The sequence below is a fragment of the Shewanella alkalitolerans genome (assembly GCF_019457575.1).
Taxonomy (GTDB): domain Bacteria; phylum Pseudomonadota; class Gammaproteobacteria; order Enterobacterales; family Shewanellaceae; genus Shewanella; species Shewanella loihica.
The window spans coordinates 2,077,448-2,096,141 of record NZ_CP080422.1 but is presented as its reverse complement, the minus strand read 5'-3'; the positions used below and the strand labels follow the sequence as shown (position 1 = coordinate 2,096,141).

17 protein-coding genes and 1 pseudogene are annotated in these 18,694 nt (G+C 51.7%); 9 read left to right on the top strand and 9 right to left on the bottom strand.

Annotated features, from left to right (window positions below; all coding sequences use genetic code 11):
* Positions 1-64: 64 nt before the first annotated feature.
* A complete protein-coding gene (locus tag K0J45_RS09410; RefSeq protein ID WP_220045077.1) occupies positions 65-952 on the top strand; it encodes a LysR family transcriptional regulator ArgP in 888 nt (295 codons plus the stop codon).
* Between the two features lie 99 nt (positions 953-1,051).
* Here the strand turns inward: K0J45_RS09410 and K0J45_RS09405 are convergent, their stop codons facing one another.
* Positions 1,052-2,125, bottom strand: a complete 1,074-nt coding sequence (locus K0J45_RS09405; protein WP_220045076.1) for an AI-2E family transporter — start codon at positions 2,123-2,125, stop codon at positions 1,052-1,054.
* A gap of 169 nt (positions 2,126-2,294) precedes the next feature.
* Entirely contained in the window at positions 2,295-2,516 is a 222-nt protein-coding gene (locus K0J45_RS09400) for a sulfurtransferase TusA family protein (protein ID WP_220045075.1), read from the bottom strand.
* Positions 2,517-2,685: 169 nt separating this feature from the next.
* Here K0J45_RS09400 and bepA point away from each other — a divergent pair, with 169 nt between their 5' ends.
* The 3 genes from bepA to K0J45_RS09385 all read left to right on the top strand — a co-directional run bounded on the left by bepA (position 2,686) and on the right by K0J45_RS09385 (position 4,963).
* The gene (gene bepA, locus K0J45_RS09395; protein ID WP_491572537.1) at positions 2,686-4,143 is read left to right on the top strand and encodes a beta-barrel assembly-enhancing protease; all 1,458 of its coding nucleotides are present in this window, start codon (positions 2,686-2,688) and stop codon (positions 4,141-4,143) included.
* 86 nt (positions 4,144-4,229) lie between these two features.
* On the top strand, positions 4,230-4,577 hold the full coding sequence (arsC, locus tag K0J45_RS09390; RefSeq protein ID WP_041406615.1) for an arsenate reductase (glutaredoxin): 348 nt from the start codon (positions 4,230-4,232) through the stop codon (positions 4,575-4,577).
* Positions 4,578-4,591: 14 nt separating this feature from the next.
* Positions 4,592-4,963, top strand: coding sequence for a DUF2069 domain-containing protein (locus tag K0J45_RS09385; protein WP_220045074.1), 372 nt, complete (start codon positions 4,592-4,594; stop codon positions 4,961-4,963).
* Positions 4,964-5,105: 142 nt separating this feature from the next.
* Here K0J45_RS09385 and hda read toward each other — a convergent pair whose 3' ends face one another.
* Both hda and K0J45_RS09375 read right to left on the bottom strand, forming a co-directional pair.
* Positions 5,106-5,816, bottom strand: coding sequence for a DnaA inactivator Hda (gene hda, locus K0J45_RS09380; RefSeq protein ID WP_220045073.1), 711 nt, complete (start codon positions 5,814-5,816; stop codon positions 5,106-5,108).
* 90 nt (positions 5,817-5,906) lie between these two features.
* The gene (locus tag K0J45_RS09375) at positions 5,907-7,037 is read right to left on the bottom strand and encodes a DUF2066 domain-containing protein (RefSeq protein ID WP_220045072.1); all 1,131 of its coding nucleotides are present in this window, start codon (positions 7,035-7,037) and stop codon (positions 5,907-5,909) included.
* Positions 7,038-7,234: 197 nt separating this feature from the next.
* On the opposite strand from K0J45_RS09375, the gene K0J45_RS09370 reads away from it, so the two are divergent.
* Positions 7,235-8,470 carry a uracil-xanthine permease family protein gene (locus K0J45_RS09370; RefSeq protein WP_011865634.1) on the top strand — a complete coding sequence of 412 codons (1,236 nt, stop codon included), beginning with the start codon at positions 7,235-7,237 and terminating at the stop codon, positions 8,468-8,470.
* A 119-nt stretch (positions 8,471-8,589) separates the two neighbouring features.
* Here K0J45_RS09370 and K0J45_RS09365 read toward each other — a convergent pair whose 3' ends face one another.
* On the bottom strand, positions 8,590-8,940 hold the full coding sequence (locus tag K0J45_RS09365) for a Grx4 family monothiol glutaredoxin (RefSeq protein WP_011865633.1): 351 nt from the start codon (positions 8,938-8,940) through the stop codon (positions 8,590-8,592).
* A 231-nt stretch (positions 8,941-9,171) separates the two neighbouring features.
* Between K0J45_RS09365 and sodB the strand changes: the two genes are divergently transcribed.
* The 4 genes from sodB to K0J45_RS09345 all read left to right on the top strand — a co-directional run bounded on the left by sodB (position 9,172) and on the right by K0J45_RS09345 (position 15,003).
* On the top strand, positions 9,172-9,756 hold the full coding sequence (gene sodB, locus K0J45_RS09360) for a superoxide dismutase [Fe] (protein ID WP_011865632.1): 585 nt from the start codon (positions 9,172-9,174) through the stop codon (positions 9,754-9,756).
* Between the two features lie 455 nt (positions 9,757-10,211).
* Positions 10,212-12,146, top strand: a complete 1,935-nt coding sequence (locus K0J45_RS09355; RefSeq protein WP_011865631.1) for a PrkA family serine protein kinase — start codon at positions 10,212-10,214, stop codon at positions 12,144-12,146.
* 47 nt (positions 12,147-12,193) lie between these two features.
* Positions 12,194-13,462, top strand: a complete 1,269-nt coding sequence (locus K0J45_RS09350) for a YeaH/YhbH family protein (protein ID WP_144199091.1) — start codon at positions 12,194-12,196, stop codon at positions 13,460-13,462.
* An 8-nt stretch (positions 13,463-13,470) separates the two neighbouring features.
* A complete protein-coding gene (locus tag K0J45_RS09345; protein WP_220045071.1) occupies positions 13,471-15,003 on the top strand; it encodes a SpoVR family protein in 1,533 nt (510 codons plus the stop codon).
* Between the two features lie 97 nt (positions 15,004-15,100).
* Here the strand turns inward: K0J45_RS09345 and rplY are convergent, their stop codons facing one another.
* The 4 genes and pseudogenes from rplY to K0J45_RS09325 all read right to left on the bottom strand — a co-directional run bounded on the left by rplY (position 15,101) and on the right by K0J45_RS09325 (position 18,256).
* The gene (rplY, locus tag K0J45_RS09340; RefSeq protein WP_011865628.1) at positions 15,101-15,388 is read right to left on the bottom strand and encodes a 50S ribosomal protein L25; all 288 of its coding nucleotides are present in this window, start codon (positions 15,386-15,388) and stop codon (positions 15,101-15,103) included.
* Between the two features lie 136 nt (positions 15,389-15,524).
* Positions 15,525-16,073 (bottom strand): peptidoglycan L,D-endopeptidase MepK, encoded by a 549-nt coding sequence (mepK, locus tag K0J45_RS09335; protein ID WP_220045070.1) that lies wholly within the window; start codon positions 16,071-16,073, stop codon positions 15,525-15,527.
* Between the two features lie 111 nt (positions 16,074-16,184).
* Positions 16,185-17,561 (bottom strand): L,D-transpeptidase family protein, encoded by a 1,377-nt coding sequence (locus K0J45_RS09330; RefSeq protein ID WP_220045069.1) that lies wholly within the window; start codon positions 17,559-17,561, stop codon positions 16,185-16,187.
* Between the two features lie 129 nt (positions 17,562-17,690).
* Positions 17,691-18,256 (bottom strand): annotated as a pseudogene (locus tag K0J45_RS09325) (prepilin-type N-terminal cleavage/methylation domain-containing protein).
* Positions 18,257-18,694 lie beyond the last annotated feature (438 nt).

Below are 18,694 nucleotides of genomic sequence, written 5' to 3'. Positions count from 1 at the left end.
TAATATATTTAATGTATCATTAGCTGAGCTTATAACCATAAAAAGTAGGAGCCTGGAGAATAGGATGCTGGATTACGCCCACCTGAAAGCCTTGAGCATGGTGATCGCCGAAGGCGGCTTCGAGCGTGCAGCCAAGGCACTGTTTATCACCCAATCAGCCGTGTCCCAGCGCATCAAGACGTTAGAGGAGAGAGTCGGCCAGACCCTGGTAATCCGCAGTAATCCGGTACAGGCGACCCCCATGGGCAAGCGTCTGCTCAGGCACTACGCCCAGGTAAGCCTACTGGAGAGCGAACTCAGCGCCGAGATCGACGCCGACGATCCTTCACTGCCCACAGTGGTGAAGATAGCCGTCAATGCCGACAGCCTGGCCACCTGGTTTCTGCCCGCCCTCGCCGAGCTGTTTAAGCGCCACCGCTGGCTGCTGGAGCTGATTGTCGACGATGAGTCTTACACTCACCATCTGCTGAAAAGCGGCGAGGCTGTAGGCTGCGTGACCACCACAGAGGCGCCGCTGGCGGGCTGCTCCAGCGAGTACCTTGGCCTGATGGAGTACCTTTGCGTCGCCACCCAGGACTTTATTCAGGAATATTTTGCCGATGGTGTAACGCCTAGCCGTCTGCGTCAGGCGCCGGCCGTGGTGTTCTCAACCAAAGATAAGCTACATGAGAAGTTTTTAGGCGAGCATTTTGGCATTGAGCCTGAGCAATGGCGGGAGCATCAGATCCCCTCCTCCGAGAGCTTTCTGGAGGCGATATTGCTGGGCATGGGTTACGGCCTTGTGGGCCATCTTCAGGCCGAGCCATTGCTGAAAAGCGGCGCGTTACAACTGATCGCCCCTGATTGCACCATGAAGGTGCCCCTCTATTGGCAACACTGGAACATCAAGGCCAAGCAGACCACACTTGTCTACCGCGCGCTGGCCGCGACGGCCAAACAGGCGTTGAGATAAGCCACAAACACTTTCTATGTATACTTGCCACAAAAAAGGAGCCTAGCGGCTCCTTTAACGTTTAAACACAGATCAGACGGTGCCCTGCTCGGCTTAAGTCTAAGGCTTTTCCTGCTCAGGCTTATCGGCTTTAGGCCAGGCATTCACCACCGCCTTCACCAAGGAAGCGAGCGGAATGGCAAAGAAGACGCCCCAGACACCCCAGAGTCCGCCGAAGACCAACACGGCCGCGATAATAAATACGGGGTGAAGATCCACCGCATCTGAGAACAGGATTGGCACCAGCAGGTTACCATCCAATGCCTGAATGATACCGTAGCCTAACATCAGATAGCCGAATTCCGGGCTTATGCCCCACTGGAAGAAGGCCACCAGGGCGATCGGCAGGGTCACCAGGGTCGCGCCCACATAGGGGATCAACACGGAGAAGCCGGTCAATACCCCGAGCAGCGCGGCGTAACGCAGATCCATGATGGCGAAGAAGATATAACTTGCGGCGCCTATGATGACTATCTCGATCACCTTGCCCCGAATGTAGTTAAAGATCTGCTGATTCATCTCCAGCCATACCTTACGGGCCAAGTCACGATTGGCGGGGATGAAACGCTTGCTGCCGCGAACCAGCTCATCTTTATCCTTGAGGAAGAAGAACACCAGCAGCGGCACTAAGATGGCGTAGACCATGAGCACCAAAAGTGATGCCGAGTAGCCGATCAACTGTTTACCCAGATCCAGTATGTGTTGGGTATCCAGCAGTTTCTTGAGCTCGCCCACCGAGGCGTCGAGCTGTTCGACACTTAAAAACTGCGGATACTGCTCGACCAAGCCCTTGAGAGTGATGAAACCTTTATCCAACATGGTAGGCAGATCCGTCACCAGAGCCACCCCCTGACGCCAGATGCTGGGCACCAGACCGAAGGTGATCAGCAGCATCACGCCAACAAACAGCACAAGCACCAGTGAGGCCCCCGTGGTGCGGTTAATACCTATCTTGACCATCTGCGCCACCGGCCATTCGAGCAAAAATGCCAGCACCAGGGCGACCAGCAAGGGCGCCAGGAGCCCGCCGGCGAAATAGATGATCAGGGCAATGCCGAGCAATATCAGCATCAGGGTCACCGCCTGGGGATCACTAAATCTCTCTTTATACCAATTGGTAATGATTGAAAACATCTACTCTTCCTATTTAGAAACCAAGACCCGCCGCTCTGTAAATTAAGCGTTTAGGTCTGCAACATCGAGCATCATGAAAAATAATTAATCGGCGCCTCTGAAGCTAAAGACTCATTTCTATCTAAAGACGCGTTAGAGTCGATATCTAAAACTCCCCCAGGGCAAAATTTTAGTCGCCTCGGGTTATCGACAACACCAAGATCTCTGCATCGTTTTGTATTTCAACATATTGCCAGTTGGCCTTCTCAAGAAACCTGGGCACATCCTGGCGCGAACCACTGTCTTTAAGCTGTACCCGCAGCACGTCACCACAGGGCAACTGCTTGAGCGCAATCTTTAGCTTAACTAAGGCCAGGGGACATCGGTAGTGGGTTAAGTCAATAAAAGTCATAATGATCTTGCTAAAGGCAAACTCGGGCTATTATCCTAAGTCTCCAGTGAAACCACAAGCGAACAATGATGGCGACGCGCTCGCCTCATGGGCCTGACAAACTGAACTAATTGGCCCGATTTGGTTCCAACAAAGCAGACCCAGTTATCTATAAACGCTAAGGATAAGTTTGAGTAAAGTTAACAAAGCAAAATCCCTGGTTGCCGGCGCCTTATCGATGGCCCTGTTCTCTATTGCCCCCATAGGCTTTGCCAACAACGATCTGCCGGATCTTGGCACCGCGGCGGTGAACACCTTCAGCCTGGAGAAAGAAAACAGCTACGGCGACGCCTATATGCGGGTGATCCGCTCATCGGCGCCCATGCTTAACGATCCCGTACTCAATCAATATCTGACCGAACTGGGTAACCGCCTAGTGGCCCACGCGACTGGGGTAAAGACCCCCTTCTATTTCTTCCTGCTTAGAAACGATGAGATCAACGCCTTCGCCTTCTTCGGCGGCCATGTGGGGGTTCATACCGGCTTGTTCCTCAACGCCGATAACGAGAGCCAGCTGGCCTCGGTATTAGGCCACGAGATCACCCACGTGACCCAGCGGCATCTGGCGCGTTCTCTCGAGGCCCAGCAAAAGAGCTCTCCGGCAACAATTGCAGGGCTGCTCGGCGCTATCTTGCTCACCATTGCCGTGCCTCAGGTGGGCATGGCCGCCATGGCGACCACCCAGGCCCTAGCGACTCAGGCGCAGATCAACTACACCCGCCTGCACGAGAAAGAGGCGGATCGTATCGGCATGCAGATCTTGGTCGACGCCGGCTTCGATCCGAACGGCGCGGCGGACTTCTTCTCTAAGCTGGCCACACGCTATCGTTTTACCACTAAGCCGCCGCAGATGTTGCTGACGCACCCCTTGCCCGAATCGCGAATTGCCGAGGCAAGAAACCGGGCGGCGCAATATCCCCACAGGTATGTGGCCGATAATCTGGATTTTCAGCTAGCCAAGGCGCGTATTCAGGTGCGCTTCTCTAGCTATAGCGAAGAGGCGGCGCTGGCGCTATTTAACGACCAGATAAGAAAGAACAGCTACCAATTTGAAGAGGCGGCCCTGTACGGTAAAGCGCTTGCCCTACTGCGCGCCGAGAAGGCCAAGGAGTCTGAGGTCATCATAGACAAGCTGCTCGCCAAAGATCCCAATAACCTCTTCTATATCGACACTAAGACAGATCTCCTGCTGGAGCGCCATGAGCATCAACAGGCGATCGATCTACTGACCCGTGAGCGCAAACTCAAGCCTACCTCTCAGGTGATCAACATCAACCTGGCCAACGCGCTTATCGAAAATGGTAAGGCCAAACAGGCCATTCCCCTGCTGGAAGATATGATCTTCCTCGATAAGCAGAATCAATTGCCACTACAGCTGCTGAGCGATGCCTACAAGCAGACAGGCAACCGCGCCATGGAGCATTTTGCCAAGGCGGAAACCATGGCGCTGGCGGCCGACTATGATGGCGCCATAGATCAGCTCAACTTTGCTTACCGTCTGTCGGAGAAAAATCCGCTGCAGCTGGCTAAGATAGAGGCCAGGATCCGTCAGTTCAAACAGTCGAAGAAACAACTCGAACTGCTTTAACACCATAAGGTGAACCGGGACCCTGTGACTCGGCTCACCTTTTGCAGTAGAATGGCGGCAAATTTCTAGATATGGATAGAACTGCCATGACGCAAGTAAGCATAATTCATAACCCTCGTTGCTCTAAAAGCCGCCAGACCCTGGCGCTGCTGGAAGAGAAAGCCTGCGATATCCAAGTGATCGAATACCTCAAGACACCACTAACCAAGGTGGAGATCCGCAGCATCTTAGATAAGCTTGGCCTAGCGCCACGTGAGCTGATGCGCACCAAGGAAGAGGAATACAAGGCGTTGAACCTAGCCGACGTCACCGATGATGAGGCACTTATCCAGGCCATGGTAGATACCCCTAAGCTGATCGAGCGTCCTATCGTGCTGGCAAACGGTAAGGCTGCAATTGGTCGCCCCCCAGAAAACGTACTGGCCATTCTGTAAGGCTGAGAGTCGAAATGAGCTCAAAGACACTGTTTCAAATTAGCCGCGCCGCCTATGTGGCGCTGCTGCTGTTGATGACCGCCTGGTTTGGCAACCAGGGATTGACCGGACAATACTCGCTGATCTTCAGCCTGCTGTGGATCTTACCCCTGCTGGCGCCGCTTAAGGGGATCTTAACCGGTCAGCCCTACACCTATGCCTGGGCAAGTTTCATCATCTGCCTCTATATGTTGCATGGCCTGACCCTGCTCTATGTCACCGAGACGGCACAGGTCTTCGCCATCTGCGAGGTGGCCCTGCTGAGCCTCTTGATGGTGACCTTGCCCTTCTACGCGCGCATTCGCGGTCGAGAATTGGGCCTGGGACTGAAGAAGCGCAAGAAATAGATGGCTAAATAAACAGGCATCTAACGTAAAAAGGCACCGATAAGGTGCCTTTTTTGTGGTGAGTCGTTAACGACTTTATATCCTGATAGCTATAATGCTGACCGTAAAAAGTGCTAGGAGACCTGCGCGATTAAGACGGACGCTACAGGCGCAGCATTTCTTTTACGAAGGGAATGGTGAGCTTACGCTGATGGACCAGTGATGCCTTGTCCAGGCGATCGAGCACATCGAACAGGGTACGCAGATCCCGCGCCAGACGATTGAGCAGGAAGCGTCCCACATCTTCCGGCAGCTGTAAACCGCGCATCGCCGCCCGGCGTTGTAGCGCCGCCAGCTTCTCCTCATCGGCCATAGGTTGTAGCTGATAGGTCAGCCCCCACTGCATACGAGACACCAGATCCGGCAGGGCAAATCCCGCGTCGCTGGCCGTTGCGCTGGCGCTCACCACCAGGGCGCAGCGTTTATGCTCCGCCACCCGGTTATAGAGATCGAACAGCGCCTCTTCCCACAGAGGATGCCCCGCAATGGCATCGATATCATCGATACAGACGAGATCTAACTGTTCCAGCCCCTCTAACAGTTCGGTAGAGATGCTGGCGTGTATGCCAAGCGGTAGATAGAAGCTGCTACGATTGAGCTCATTGGCCCTGGCACAGGTGGCGTGCATCAGATGGGTACGCCCAGCCTTGACCGGCCCCCAGAGATACACGGCCTTGTTGGCCCGCCCTTCGGCAGATGCCTGCAGGCTCTGGATTAGCTCGTCGTTACCGGCCGCAGGATAATAACTGTTAAAGGTCTCATCATCGGGCAGATAGACGGGTAAAGAAAGTTGTACCGGTGAATGGGGTGACACGTATAGGGATCTCGATCTTATCTTGTGACTGTATTACCTGGGCGGCCTAATTTAGTACTCAGCATATTACCATTAGACGCCCAGCTTACCTTAACGTCCTTGCCAAATATACTCGTGGCGCGGAGTCTGTGACGATGATAACGGATCCACCCTCTCATCGACGCCCAATCCCAACTGCAGGTTGAGCTGATCCGGGCTATTTGACTGCTCCAGGCTGCGGATCTTTGGCTCCAGGCTAATCAAACGATATAGATCTTCTTCGCTGCCAAAGAGTTGCAAGGAAAACTCGGCGGTGATCCCCTGCAGCTTAGTCAGGGACACAGACTTAACCGCACTGAGCTGATGCAGGTATTTCTCAATATCCAGCAGTTGCTGACGGTCGGTGATCTCGACAAAAGTCAGCTGAGTACTGTTAGCCTCGCCGCTATCGGCAATGGCGTAGCGCTCCACATAGTATTGACTGATCGCCTCAAAGATCGCCGTTACCGCCGCGTCCATATCGGCAACCTGGGCCGATTGAGTGGTCAAGGGGTTAAACAGTGGCTGTTCGCTATTTGCCGGGAAGAGGGACAACTGATAGCTCACCTGGCCATCTGGCTGATTATCCAGTGACACCATGGCAAAGTAGTCACTGCCATAGCGCTGACTTGCCTTAGCCACGGTATCTGCAAACATGCCGCGCACGTCGGTGACGCTTATGACCATGGAATCATCGAGATCCATCATAGGCAGTAGCATGGGCACGCCGCGCGTCTGCGACATCTTGGCGATCAGGCTGCGACTCTCCAGCACAGAGGAGTCGTTGAGTAGCTCACGCTTACCCTCGTTCTCCTGAGCTAGCCACAAGAGTGTTAGTGGGCGCTGCTTGCCCCAAACCGGTAGCTGAGCCTGACGCAGTAGGCTGATGATCTTGCTGTGGTCGAATGAAGCCTGCAGGAACTGCTCGCCGCCCTGCTCCTGGTAGCCAAACTGACGAATATAAGCGGTTGGTTCGGCAATGGCTTGGGCCACCAAAGGCGCGCTGAGGGCGGCGCGATCGCCGGTATTTTTCAATACTACCTCTTGCATCGCCTTGCTTAGCGCCTGATTCTTTACCTGCTGGCTGCGATCGGCGATCTTAATCGCACTCCTGTCCAGCTCGGTCACCTCGACGGCGGCAACATTCAGACTCGCGGCGCAAAACGTACCGGCAAGCACCACAGAAAAAAGACTCTTAAACATCCGTATCTATATCTATTCACGAATACAATGGCGGCAGTGTAACACATAAGCCTTGACCATGCCTGTCTGCAAACACCGTCAACTTCGCTTTTTTCTATGGCTTTAACGAGGCAAGCCGGAGAATGTGATCAAGTTAAGTGCAAATATGCTAGCAAGACGTTAACATTGTGCGGTTTAGCCATAAAAAGAGAATAACAATGAAACGTTTAGCAATCCCCCTACAGGGCGCGCAAATGCTGTTTGTCGCCTTTGGCGCCTTAGTATTGATGCCGCTGTTAACCGGGCTCGATACCAACGTCGCCCTCTTTACCGCCGGCATTGGCACCTTGCTCTTTCAGCTGGTGACCAAACGCCAAGTCCCCATCTTCCTCGCCTCCTCCTTCGCCTTCATCGCTCCCATCCTCTACGGTGTACAAACCTGGGGGATCCCCGCGACCATGGGCGGCCTGATGGCAGCAGGATGCGTGTATCTGGTGCTGGCCACCCTAGTGAAATTCAGAGGTGACGCCTTCATCAAGAGACTGCTGCCACCGGTAGTTGTTGGCCCTGTGATTATCGTGATCGGTCTGGGTCTGGCGCCGGTTGCCGTCAACATGGCGCTCGGTAAGAGCGGCGATGGCGGACTGGTTCTGGTCGACCCGGAGCACGCCTTGATTATCTCCCTTGCCTCGCTACTGACCACCATAGCGGTGGCGATCTTTGCCAAGGGAATCGTTAAGCTAATGCCAATCTTGGCTGGCATCATAGTGGGTTATGGTCTCAGCCTCTTCTTCGGTGTTGTCGACTTTGCCCCGGTCGCCCAGGCAAGCTGGTTGGCCATGCCAAACTTTGTCGCACCTGAATTTAACTGGCACGCCATCGCCTTCATGATCCCCGTGGCCATCGCCCCGGCTGTCGAGCATATCGGCGACATACTAGCGATCTCAAACGTCACAGGTAAAGACTATATGAAGAAGCCTGGCCTACACCGTACCCTGAGCGGTGACGGTATCGCGACCATAGCAGCATCGGCGCTCGGCGGCCCACCAAACACCACCTACTCTGAGGTAACTGGTGCTGTGACGCTAACCAAAGCCTTCAACCCAGCCATCATGACCTGGACCGCCATCACCGCCATTCTGCTGGCCTTTATCGGCAAGCTCGGCGCGCTTATGCAGACCATCCCCGTACCTGTGATGGGCGGCATCATGTGTTTGCTGTTCGGCTCAATCGCCGCCGTCGGCCTGAACTCACTGATCAAGAATCACGTGGATCTCAGCGAGCCAAGAAACCTCTGCATCGTTGGCGTGACTCTGGTCTTTGGTATCGGCGGCATGGCATTTGGTATCGGCTCTTTCAGCCTCACGGGGATCAGCCTTTGCGGTATTGTGGCCATCACCATGAACCTACTGCTGCCCGAGACCCACGCCCGTCAGGAGCAGGAAGTCGCCTAAGGAACTCTGGACAGTCAGCATGCTTGATGCATGGATTTTAGACACAAAAAAGCCCTTCATTTGAAGGGCTTTTTCTTATCGGATAGGAAGGATTAACCTTCAGCTTGGCTCAATTAAGATTAAGCCTCACCCTCTTGATCAGCATATTTGGCAGCGGTATCGGCGATCAGAGTCTGTAGCTCACCCTTCTGATACATCTCGGTCAGGATGTCACAACCACCAATCAGCTCGCCTTCAACCCAAAGCTGTGGGAAGGTTGGCCAGTTCGCGTATTTAGGCAGCTCGGCACGGATATCGGGATGCTGCAAAATATCAACATAGGCAAATTGAGCACCGCAGTTAATCATGATCTGCGCCACTTGCGAAGAAAATCCACAGCTAGGAAGCTTAGGAGACCCTTTCATGTAAACGATGATAGGATTTTCAGCGATTTGCTGTTTGATTTTTTCTACAGTTTCGTTTGTGTCCATCTTCTTTCCTAAATTTTGCAGCAAAGCTACGTCAACAAATTTAGCCTATTGTACGCTAGGTTCACAGATAACGAAAACCTACTTTTTTCAGGGTTATTCACTGAGTTAGGTTATCGATTGAATTAATCTAAAAAATCAAACAAACAATGATTCACATCACAACTTTATCAGGTAGAATGTGCCTCTGTGAGCAAACCTAAAAAGACAATTGAATGTCAATGGAGAAAAAACATGGCTTTTGAATTACCAGCACTGCCTTATGCGAAGAACGCACTCGAGCCCCATATTTCCCAGGAAACCATCGAGTATCACTATGGTAAGCATCACAACACCTATGTAGTGAAACTAAATGGTCTTGTTGAAGGTACTGAACTTGCCGAAAAGAGCCTAGAAGAGATCGTTAAGACTTCTACTGGCGGCATCTTCAACAACGCAGCTCAAATCTGGAACCACACTTTCTACTGGAACTGTCTAGCACCTAACGCTGGCGGCGCGGCAACTGGCGACATCGCCGCAGCTATCGACGCAGCCTTCGGTTCTTTCGATGCATTCAAGGCACAGTTCACCGACGCAGCCGTTAACAACTTCGGTAGCGCTTGGACTTGGTTAGTGAAGAAAGCTGACGGTAGCCTGGCCATCGTTAACACTAGCAACGCTGCTACCCCACTGACTGACGAAGGTGTTACACCACTTCTGACTGTTGACGTTTGGGAGCACGCTTACTACATCGATTACCGTAACGTACGTCCTGACTACATGGCGGCGTTCTGGAACCTGGTTAATTGGGAATTCGTTAACAGCAACTTCGCTGCTTAATCTAATTCAACCGGATTTGAAAAGGAGCCACGCGGCTCCTTTTTTATTGCCGGGCAAAAACCTTATCCCCCTACGCTAACTCAGGCTAGCAACACGTTTCGAGCAACTTGAATGAGTTAAGTTCATTGCTAAGTAGCCGATTCCGCTCGCACATCCCCCGCTCAAGAACTCACTCAAATACACACTCGACATCTATTGAAAATAATCTCTCAAATTCGATGGATCATGCCCTTGCTTACCCTCCTTTCCTCGATAGCTAAGCAACCCCAAGGCGCCCGAAGCAAACTAGCCTAGACAAGCCACTACAGTTGCAACAATTGCATTTGCAACTGTTTGTCATTGTTTTTATTGTCTTTTTTGATACCCAGATCTCGTTTAGAGACTATTATTAGTAGTAGGTCACTGATTTTCAGTTGTCCCTTAAGACATATCGTTGGCTTTTCAGGGGGTGGAACATGGGCATTTTCGAGCATTATCAACAGCGCTATGAAAAAAAATTAGACGAAGAGTATTCACTGCAAGAGTTTTTGGCTATCTGTAAAGAAGACAGGATCGCCTATGCATCGGCGGCCGAGCGACTGCTTACGGCTATCGGCAAGCCTGAGGTCATAGACACCTCTAAGGATCCAATTCTGAGCCGCATCTTCTCCAACAGGCTAATCTCTCGCTATCCCGCCTTTAAAGATTTTTACGGCATGGAAGACTCTATCGAGCAGATCGTCGCCTACCTCAAACATTCGGCCCAAGGGTTGGAAGAATCGAAACAGATCCTTTACCTACTAGGCCCTGTGGGGGGCGGTAAGTCCTCCCTGGCCGAGAAGCTCAAGTCATTGATGCAGAGAGTGCCCATCTATGTGCTGAGCGCCAATGGCCAACGCAGCCCAGTCAATGACCATCCCTTCTGTCTATTCAATCCGGAGGAGGATGGAGAGTTACTTAAAAACGAATACAACATTCCCGAGCGCTACCTCAAGACCATAATGTCGCCATGGGCGGTGAAGCGCCTACATGAGTTTGGCGGCGATATCTCACAGTTCAAGGTGGTCAAGGTCTTCCCCGCCATCCTGGATCAGATTGGGATAGCTAAGACAGAGCCAGGCGATGAGAACAATCAGGATATCTCATCGCTCGTCGGTAAGGTGGATATCCGTCAGCTGGAGCACTACGCCCAGCATGATGCCGATGCCTACTCCTACTCGGGCGCCTTGTGCCGTGCCAACCAAGGCCTGATGGAGTTCGTCGAGATGTTTAAGGCGCCAATCAAGGTGCTGCACCCCTTGCTGACCGCCACCCAGGAGGGTAACTACAACGGCACAGAAGGCCTATCGGCCCTGCCCTTCAACGGCATCATTCTGGCGCACTCCAACGAGTCGGAGTGGACCAGCTTTAGAAACAACAAGACCAACGAGGCCTTCTTAGATAGGGTTTACATAGTCAAGGTGCCTTATTGTCTCAGGGTGTCAGAAGAGATCCAGATCTACGAGAAACTGCTCACCAACTCAGAGCTGGCTCAGGCGCCATGTGCGCCTTATACCCTTGAGACACTGGCCCAATTTAGCGTGCTGTCGCGCATCAAGGCGCCGGAAAACTCTTCCATCTACTCTAAGATGCGTGTCTATGATGGCGAGAGCCTCAAAGATACCGATCCTAAAGCCAAGTCTTATCAGGAGTATCGCGACTATGCCGGTGTGGATGAAGGGATGCAGGGGCTCTCTACCCGCTTCGCCTTTAAGATCCTCTCTAAGGTGTTTAACTTCGATCACAGCGAGATAGCCGCAAACCCTGTGCACCTCTTCTATGTGCTGGAGCGCCAAATCGAGCAGGAACAGTTCCCCGCAGAGACGGCAGAGCGCTATATGGAGTTTCTAAAAGGCTACCTCACCCCTAAATATATCGAGTTCATCGGTAAAGAGATCCAGACCGCCTATCTGGAATCCTATTCGGAATATGGCCAGAACATCTTCGACCGTTATGTGACCTATGCCGACTTCTGGATCCAGGATCAGGAGTACCGGGACCCAGAGACAGGGCAGCTGTTCGATCGCGCCGCCCTCAACGCCGAGCTCGAGAAGATAGAGAAGCCTGCGGGGATCAGTAACCCGAAAGACTTCCGCAACGAGATCGTCAACTTCGTACTGCGTGCCAGGGCCAACAACGAAGGCTCTAACCCGCTATGGACCAGCTATGAGAAGTTGCGTACCGTCATCGAGAAGAAGATGTTCTCCAACACGGAAGATCTGCTGCCGGTTATCTCATTCAATACCAAGACCTCGACAGACGATCAGCGTAAGCACGACGATTTCGTCAATCGCATGATGGAGAAAGGCTACACCAAGAAACAGGTCAGACTCCTGTCTGAGTGGTATTTACGGGTTCGTAAATCATCTTGATACCCGTACACGGGGAGCTTGCTCCCCGCTAGTCTTGGGAGGTGCGCATGGCTAATTTTATCGATAGAAGATTGAATACTAAGGGAAAGAGTACAGTCAATCGTCAACGTTTTATCAATCGCTATAAGCAACAGATCAAGAAGGCCGTCAGTGACGCCGTGACCCGGCGCAGCGTGACCGACATAGATAAAGGCGAAAAGATCAGTATCCCGACCCGGGATATCAGCGAGCCCACCTTTCATCAGGGTCAAGGGGGCATGCGCGAGCGGGTGCATCCGGGTAATGATCAATTCTCTCGCGGGGATAAGGTTGAGCGTCCGCCCCAAGGCGGTGGACAAGGCAGCGGTCAGGGGGATGCGTCTAACTCAGGCGAGGGCCAGGACGATTTCGTCTTTCAGATCTCCAAAGATGAATATTTGGAACTGTTGTTTGAAGATCTCGAACTCCCTAACCTGCAGCGCAATCGCCTCAACAAACTGGTGGAGTATCAAACCTATCGCGCTGGCTTTACCAATGATGGCGTGCCGGCCAATATCAACATCATTCGCTCGCTGCGCTCATCCTTGGCACGGCGGATCGCCATGTCCTCCTCGAAGAAGGCGCTGCTGAAAGAGCTAAAAGCAGAGCTGGAGGCCCTTGAGCAGACACCCGGTTCGGAGGCGGAGAAGATCATCGCCCTGAAGGAGCAGATAGCAGAGCTTGAGGCCAAGATTGCCAAGGTGCCCTTTATCGATACCTTCGATCTCAGGTACAACAACTTCGCCAAGCGTGAGGTGCCCTCGAGCCAGGCAGTGATGTTCTGCCTCATGGATGTGTCAGGTTCTATGGATCAGGCCACCAAAGATATGGCAAAACGCTTCTATATCCTGCTCTATCTGTTTCTCACCCGCACCTATAAGAATCTCGAGGTGGTCTACATACGGCACCACACCCAGGCCAAAGAGGTAGATGAGCACGAGTTTTTCTACTCCCAGGAAACCGGCGGCACCATAGTCTCTAGTGCGCTCAAGCTGATGCATGAGATCCAGCGTGAGCGCTATCCAGAGAGCGAGTGGAACATTTATGCAGCCCAAGCATCGGATGGCGACAACTGGGCCGATGACTCCCCCACCTGCCGCCAGATCCTCGAGCGTAAGTTGCTACCTGTGGTGCGTTACTTTAGCTATATCGAGATCACCAACCGCGCCCATCAGACCCTGTGGCGTGAATACGAAGGACTACAGAAGACTCACGATAATATTGCAGTTCAGCACATTAAACAGGCCGAGGACATCTACCCTGTATTTAGAGAACTGTTTAAGAAACAAGCTGTTTAGGGGGCCTTATGAGTTCAAAAAAGAAGCGCACTGTATTAGATGACGGCCCGGACTGGACCTTCGAGCTGTTGGAATCTTATCTCACCGAGATAGAGCGGGTGGCAGATCACTACCGTCTGGATACCTATAAGAATCAGATTGAGGTGATCACCGCCGAGCAGATGATGGATGCCTATGCAGGGATAGGCATGCCCATAGGCTATACCCATTGGTCCTTTGGTAAGAAGTTTATTGAAACAGAGCAAGGCTATAAGCGTGGCCAGATGGGGCTGGCCTACGAGATAGTGATCAATTCCGATCCTTGTATCGCCTACCTGATGGAGGAGAATACTATTACCATGCAGGCGCTGGTGATGGCGCACGCCTGTTTCGGCCACAACAGCTTTTTTAAGAGCAACTATCTGTTCAAGACCTGGACCGACGCCAGCTCGATAATCGATTATCTGGTGTTTGCCAAAAACTATGTCAGAGAGTGTGAAGAGCGCTATGGTGAGGAGCAGGTAGAGTTAGTGTTAGACTCTTGCCACGCCCTGATGAACTACGGCGTCGATCGCTACAAGCGCCCCAGCGAGATCTCACTCAAAGAGGAAAAGGTACGCCAGAAAGAGCGTGAGGCCTACCTGCAGAGCCAGGTGAACGATCTTTGGCGCACTATCCCCCTGACGCCGGACACCCAAAAGCAACAGAGCGCCCCCAATTTTCCCGCCGAGCCTCAGGAGAATATTCTCTACTTCATCGAGAAGAATGCCCCCCTACTCGAGCCCTGGCAGCGAGAAATCGTGCGGATCGTGCGTAAGATGGGGCAATATTTCTACCCACAGAGGCAGACCCAGGTGATGAACGAAGGCTGGGCCACCTTTTGGCACTACACTATTCTCAACCACCTCTACGACGAGGGGCTGGTCTCCGACCGCTTCATGATAGAGTTCTTGAAAAACCACACCAATGTGATCGCCCAGCCGAGCTATAACAGCCCCTACTACTCAGGCATCAACCCCTATGCGCTGGGCTTTAACATGTTTGTCGACATTCGCCGCATCTGCGAGTCGCCCACCGAAGAGGATAAACGTTGGTTTCCCGATATCGCCGGCAGCAACTGGCTCGATACCCTGCACTTCGCCATGGAAAACTTTAAAGACGAGAGCTTTATCAGCCAATATATGTCGCCTAACATCATTCGCCAGTTCAAGTTTTTCAGTATCTTGGACGATGACAAGAAAAACTATCTCAGCATTTCAGCGATCCATGACGACCTGGGTTACCAGGAGATCCGTCAGACACTGTCCCAGCAGTACAATCTGTCTAACCTTGAACCAAACATTCAAGTCCAAAGCGTTGCCATCTCAGGCGATCGCTCGTTGACGCTGCGCTACATCCCCATCAATCGCATTCCATTGGATAAGAGCTGCCAGCAGGTGGTCAAACACCTGCACAGGCTCTGGGGCTTCAATGTCACCTTGGAAGAGATTAACGATCAAGGCGAGCCTATAGTGATTGCCAGCTGCCCGGAAAAACTCTCGGAATCTGATACTGCGCCATAGAGGGATAGGAAAAGAAGGGAATGGGTAAATAGGGATACAGGAAATAGAGGCATAAAAAAAGCGCCACTAAGGCGCTTTTCTCATTTCAGCTCCGCTATTAAGCGAATTTGAAATCCACGTGCTCGATCATAGGCTTGAACGCGTGACGTTGCATAGCTTGAACACGAACTTTAACTTCTTTACCGTCTAGAACGATAGTGATGTCGCTGTTGTAGAAATCATCGTTAGTTTGGATGTTGATGATTGAACGGTGTTCGAATTCGATAGAAACGGCTTCTTTGCCCGCACCATAGATAACTGCAGGAACTTTACCAGCATGACGTAGGCGGCGGCTCGAACCTTTCCCAATTTCAGTGCGGGTTTGTGCGGTAATTGTGTAAGACATAATTTACTCACTTAAATCAATAGTAATATAGGTGGCCATCGCTTTCGACCAACGATGACCTCATTTAAAGCGAGCGAATACTAGCACAGTGATCCGGCTTTAACAAACCTTAAGTGAGTCAAAGCCGGCATTTAGCTTACCAGGTACGGATAGGGCCGGTATCGACGTGCACAAAGCCTGAGCTTGGGTAATAACCAACACCGCCGAGTTTTAGGGAGATCGCCGCATCACGCAGATCTTTAAGATTGACGTCAGGCAGCGCGATATCCATCGCCATCCCCTTCATATGATAACTCTTCTTCGCCACCCCAGAGCTGCGACTGGCTAGCATCTGATTGGTCTTAGGCGAGCGATATCCTGAGATCACATGAAAATCTTCGTCAACCTGTAGCGTCTGCTTCAGCGAAAAAAGCAGATCGAATAGACGCTTATCCATGGGCGCCGTCTCGTTTTGACGATGATCCCGCAACAGGTGATTAAAATCATTCAAAGTATTTGTTTGATAATCACCATCGATCCAATAGCTTCCCTGCCCCCGTTCTCCTGTATGCCTATTGTAAAACCCTAGGGATCTTACTCCTTGTGTCGAGCGACTCGCTCGCGCTTTAGACGGCACCATAGAAAACATTGCGACACCACCTAGGCCTAATAACAACTGCCTACGCGCAGGACAAACTATCGTCACATCAACACCACCGTTTACTTTTTAATCAAAACAGCGGACAAATTAACCTTAATTTAGGGGGAGATCAAGTGTTACTTTCTGCCAGAGGCCAGGCAAACACTGGGCTAGCGGCTATTTAGCGGCGTGCAAACTCAGACTAATATTTTGATTCTTTTTGTATATGTCATCTCTAAACTGGGCAACATTGTCGCCATCCAGCCAGGAGGTCCAATACACCAGATGGATAGGCAGGCCCGCATCGAAGGCAAACCACTGGGTCTTATCACGCTCGATTTGCATGCGTACCCAGGTCTGCTTGTCACGCACCAGATGGGAAGCCATCCAGTTGGCTAACTGTTCAACCTTCTCGATCCGAATACAACCCGATGAGAGCGCCCTGTCGCTGCGCTGAAACAGTGCCTTATCTGAGGTATCGTGTAGATAGACGCTGTATTCGTTAGGAAAGAAGAACTTATAGCGCCCCAGGGTATTTCCAACCCCAGGCTTTTGCACCAGCCGATAGGGAAACTTACCCTTGGCGATGTCGCGCCATTCATCGTCACTCTTGATGACCTGCTCTCCCTGATAGTCAAACACCTCGAAATTGCGACTGCTGATGTAGCTGCCATCCTCTCTCACCTTGGGCAGGAGATCATGAGTCAACAAGCGGCGCGGCACCCGCCAGCTGGGATTGAGCACCAAATTCTTTATCTCGCCGCTGATGATAGGCGTCTGGCGATAAGGCTTACCGACGATCACCTTAGACTTGAGCGCCACCTGATTATCATCCACCAGCCACATCTCATAGGCGGGGATATTAATAAGCAGATAGCGCTCCCCTATGTCAGCCAGATACTCGGCCCGGCGGATAAAGTTGACCGCCAAGAGCTGAGCACGCTCTCTGGGAGTGCGATTAAGCCAACTAAGGGTAGCGGGACCTATGATGGCATCTGGCTTAAGGCCATGGCGGGTCTGGAATTTGATCATGGCCGCTTTTAACGTCTCATCGAAATAGAGGCCACTGGTATCCCCTTGGGGATAATCTCCCAAGGCCTGCAGGCGCACTCTTATTTCGGGAATGATTCTATGACTGTCGCCGGGCTTTAGCCAGCCTTGGGGCTCTAGTGGCAACCAGGACTCATGGCGCGCCAACCAAAGAAGATAGCGCACGCGATTACTCAGCATCAGATAATCGGCTACCTGGGGCTCGCTGGCGATCACACTGGTATAGGGATCGTCAGGCGCTGAAGGAAACTCGCCGGTCGCTATGCCTTGGCGCTGCCAAAACTGAGCGGCGGCCTGGGCTATGGTATAGAGCCTTGCTGGAGAGAGCGCTCTTTCCACACTGAGCTGCTCACGATAGCGCTCAAACTCGCTGGAGGCACTGGCAAGGTGGATCACTTCCACCTGATCGAGCAACGCCTGATTTGCCGCAGCGAGACGCTCATCGGCAACACCTAAGCATGACCAACACAGCAGAAGCAATATGAAAATGCGTCTCAAAGCCATAAAAACCTCCTTGGATAATTATGGCTCATAGTTGACAGGCCAACCTAGGCGACTAAAGACGGATTTTTTATAAGCTAATGCCCGGTCCAAACAAACCAGGCATGTTAAGAAAGAAGGCTAGGACGCGAGTTAGCTCAGGGTCGAACGTGTAATTAAGGTTTTGCCCGTGCCCGGATAGTATCTCAATTGCCAGTTTTCACTGCCTTTTGCGCGATTATCGCGAATATAGTTAAAGTAACAATAGGTGTTGCTACTACTGATCTCCCCACCAGAGTACCAGTAGATGATATCGTTACTGCCACCAAACGACGCATTATCATGTGGCGCCAGCTGGTAGTCGTTATTATCTAACAAGCCTTCCCAAAGTTGACGACAAACTCCCCTTGTAACTGGGTACCATTGTTTCCACTTATCTGGGTTGTCTGCCCCAGCGGGTAGCCTGTGGTGGTCGAATCGATAGTACCGTCACCAAAACAGGCGAGATCCACCACATGACCACTCGCCCCTGACGCCGCCCAGCAGCTGTGATAGAGGGACACACCCGAGGTAAAGGCGGCAAACGCTCCCTTCGCCGCGCTGTCGTGGGCATCCTGACCCACAGAGATAAACCTTGGCAAGGCAACCACGGCCAGTATCGACAACACGACAATCACCACCACTAACTCAATCAGGGTAAATCCGCTTACTCTACGCATCTGAATTCAAGACCTTAATAAGCAATGCATTAAAACAATGCAGTAAAACGACTCTTCCATTAATTGTATTACGCCTTTAGCAAAACCCCAGCAGGCAAAAGTGCAAAATGCGATAGGCACATGATTTTTAATAATTAAATAGAGATTTTTAGTGAACAAACAAAAAGGCCCCAACTTGCGTTGAGGCCTTTTTGTCATCAATTGATGGTACCCGAGGCCGGACTTGAACCGGCACGCTGTTACCAGCGAGGGATTTTAAATCCCTCGAATAATTATTATATATCATAGGTTTACAAAAATTTTCCGAACATGAACTATAGTTTTTTTACTCGTTAACCTGTTGTTATTCAAGAATATTAAAAACCATGTTCGGAAAGATTTTTGCCGTTAGCTGCGCTTTTAACCCAGAAAAGTCAACGGTAGTTAGTTTGGGCACCT

What these genes read in the sequence shown, in the direction of transcription:
- K0J45_RS09400 (WP_220045075.1), bottom strand. Translation starts at nt 2,516, where the DNA reads ATGACTTTTATTGACTTAACCCACTACCGATGTCCCCTGGCCTTAGTT.
- rplY (WP_011865628.1), bottom strand. Translation starts at nt 15,388, where the DNA reads ATGTCTTACACAATTACCGCACAAACCCGCACTGAAATTGGGAAAGGT.
- K0J45_RS09350 (WP_144199091.1), top strand. Translation starts at nt 12,194, where the DNA reads ATGGCTAATTTTATCGATAGAAGATTGAATACTAAGGGAAAGAGTACA.
- K0J45_RS09405 (WP_220045076.1), bottom strand. Translation starts at nt 2,125, where the DNA reads ATGTTTTCAATCATTACCAATTGGTATAAAGAGAGATTTAGTGATCCC.
- K0J45_RS09370 (WP_011865634.1), top strand. Translation starts at nt 7,235, where the DNA reads ATGAAACGTTTAGCAATCCCCCTACAGGGCGCGCAAATGCTGTTTGTC.
- sodB (WP_011865632.1), top strand. Translation starts at nt 9,172, where the DNA reads ATGGCTTTTGAATTACCAGCACTGCCTTATGCGAAGAACGCACTCGAG.
- K0J45_RS09330 (WP_220045069.1), bottom strand. Translation starts at nt 17,561, where the DNA reads ATGGCTTTGAGACGCATTTTCATATTGCTTCTGCTGTGTTGGTCATGC.
- K0J45_RS09410 (WP_220045077.1), top strand. Translation starts at nt 65, where the DNA reads ATGCTGGATTACGCCCACCTGAAAGCCTTGAGCATGGTGATCGCCGAA.
- arsC (WP_041406615.1), top strand. Translation starts at nt 4,230, where the DNA reads ATGACGCAAGTAAGCATAATTCATAACCCTCGTTGCTCTAAAAGCCGC.
- K0J45_RS09345 (WP_220045071.1), top strand. Translation starts at nt 13,471, where the DNA reads ATGAGTTCAAAAAAGAAGCGCACTGTATTAGATGACGGCCCGGACTGG.
- K0J45_RS09365 (WP_011865633.1), bottom strand. Translation starts at nt 8,940, where the DNA reads ATGGACACAAACGAAACTGTAGAAAAAATCAAACAGCAAATCGCTGAA.
- K0J45_RS09375 (WP_220045072.1), bottom strand. Translation starts at nt 7,037, where the DNA reads ATGTTTAAGAGTCTTTTTTCTGTGGTGCTTGCCGGTACGTTTTGCGCC.
- K0J45_RS09355 (WP_011865631.1), top strand. Translation starts at nt 10,212, where the DNA reads ATGGGCATTTTCGAGCATTATCAACAGCGCTATGAAAAAAAATTAGAC.
- K0J45_RS09385 (WP_220045074.1), top strand. Translation starts at nt 4,592, where the DNA reads ATGAGCTCAAAGACACTGTTTCAAATTAGCCGCGCCGCCTATGTGGCG.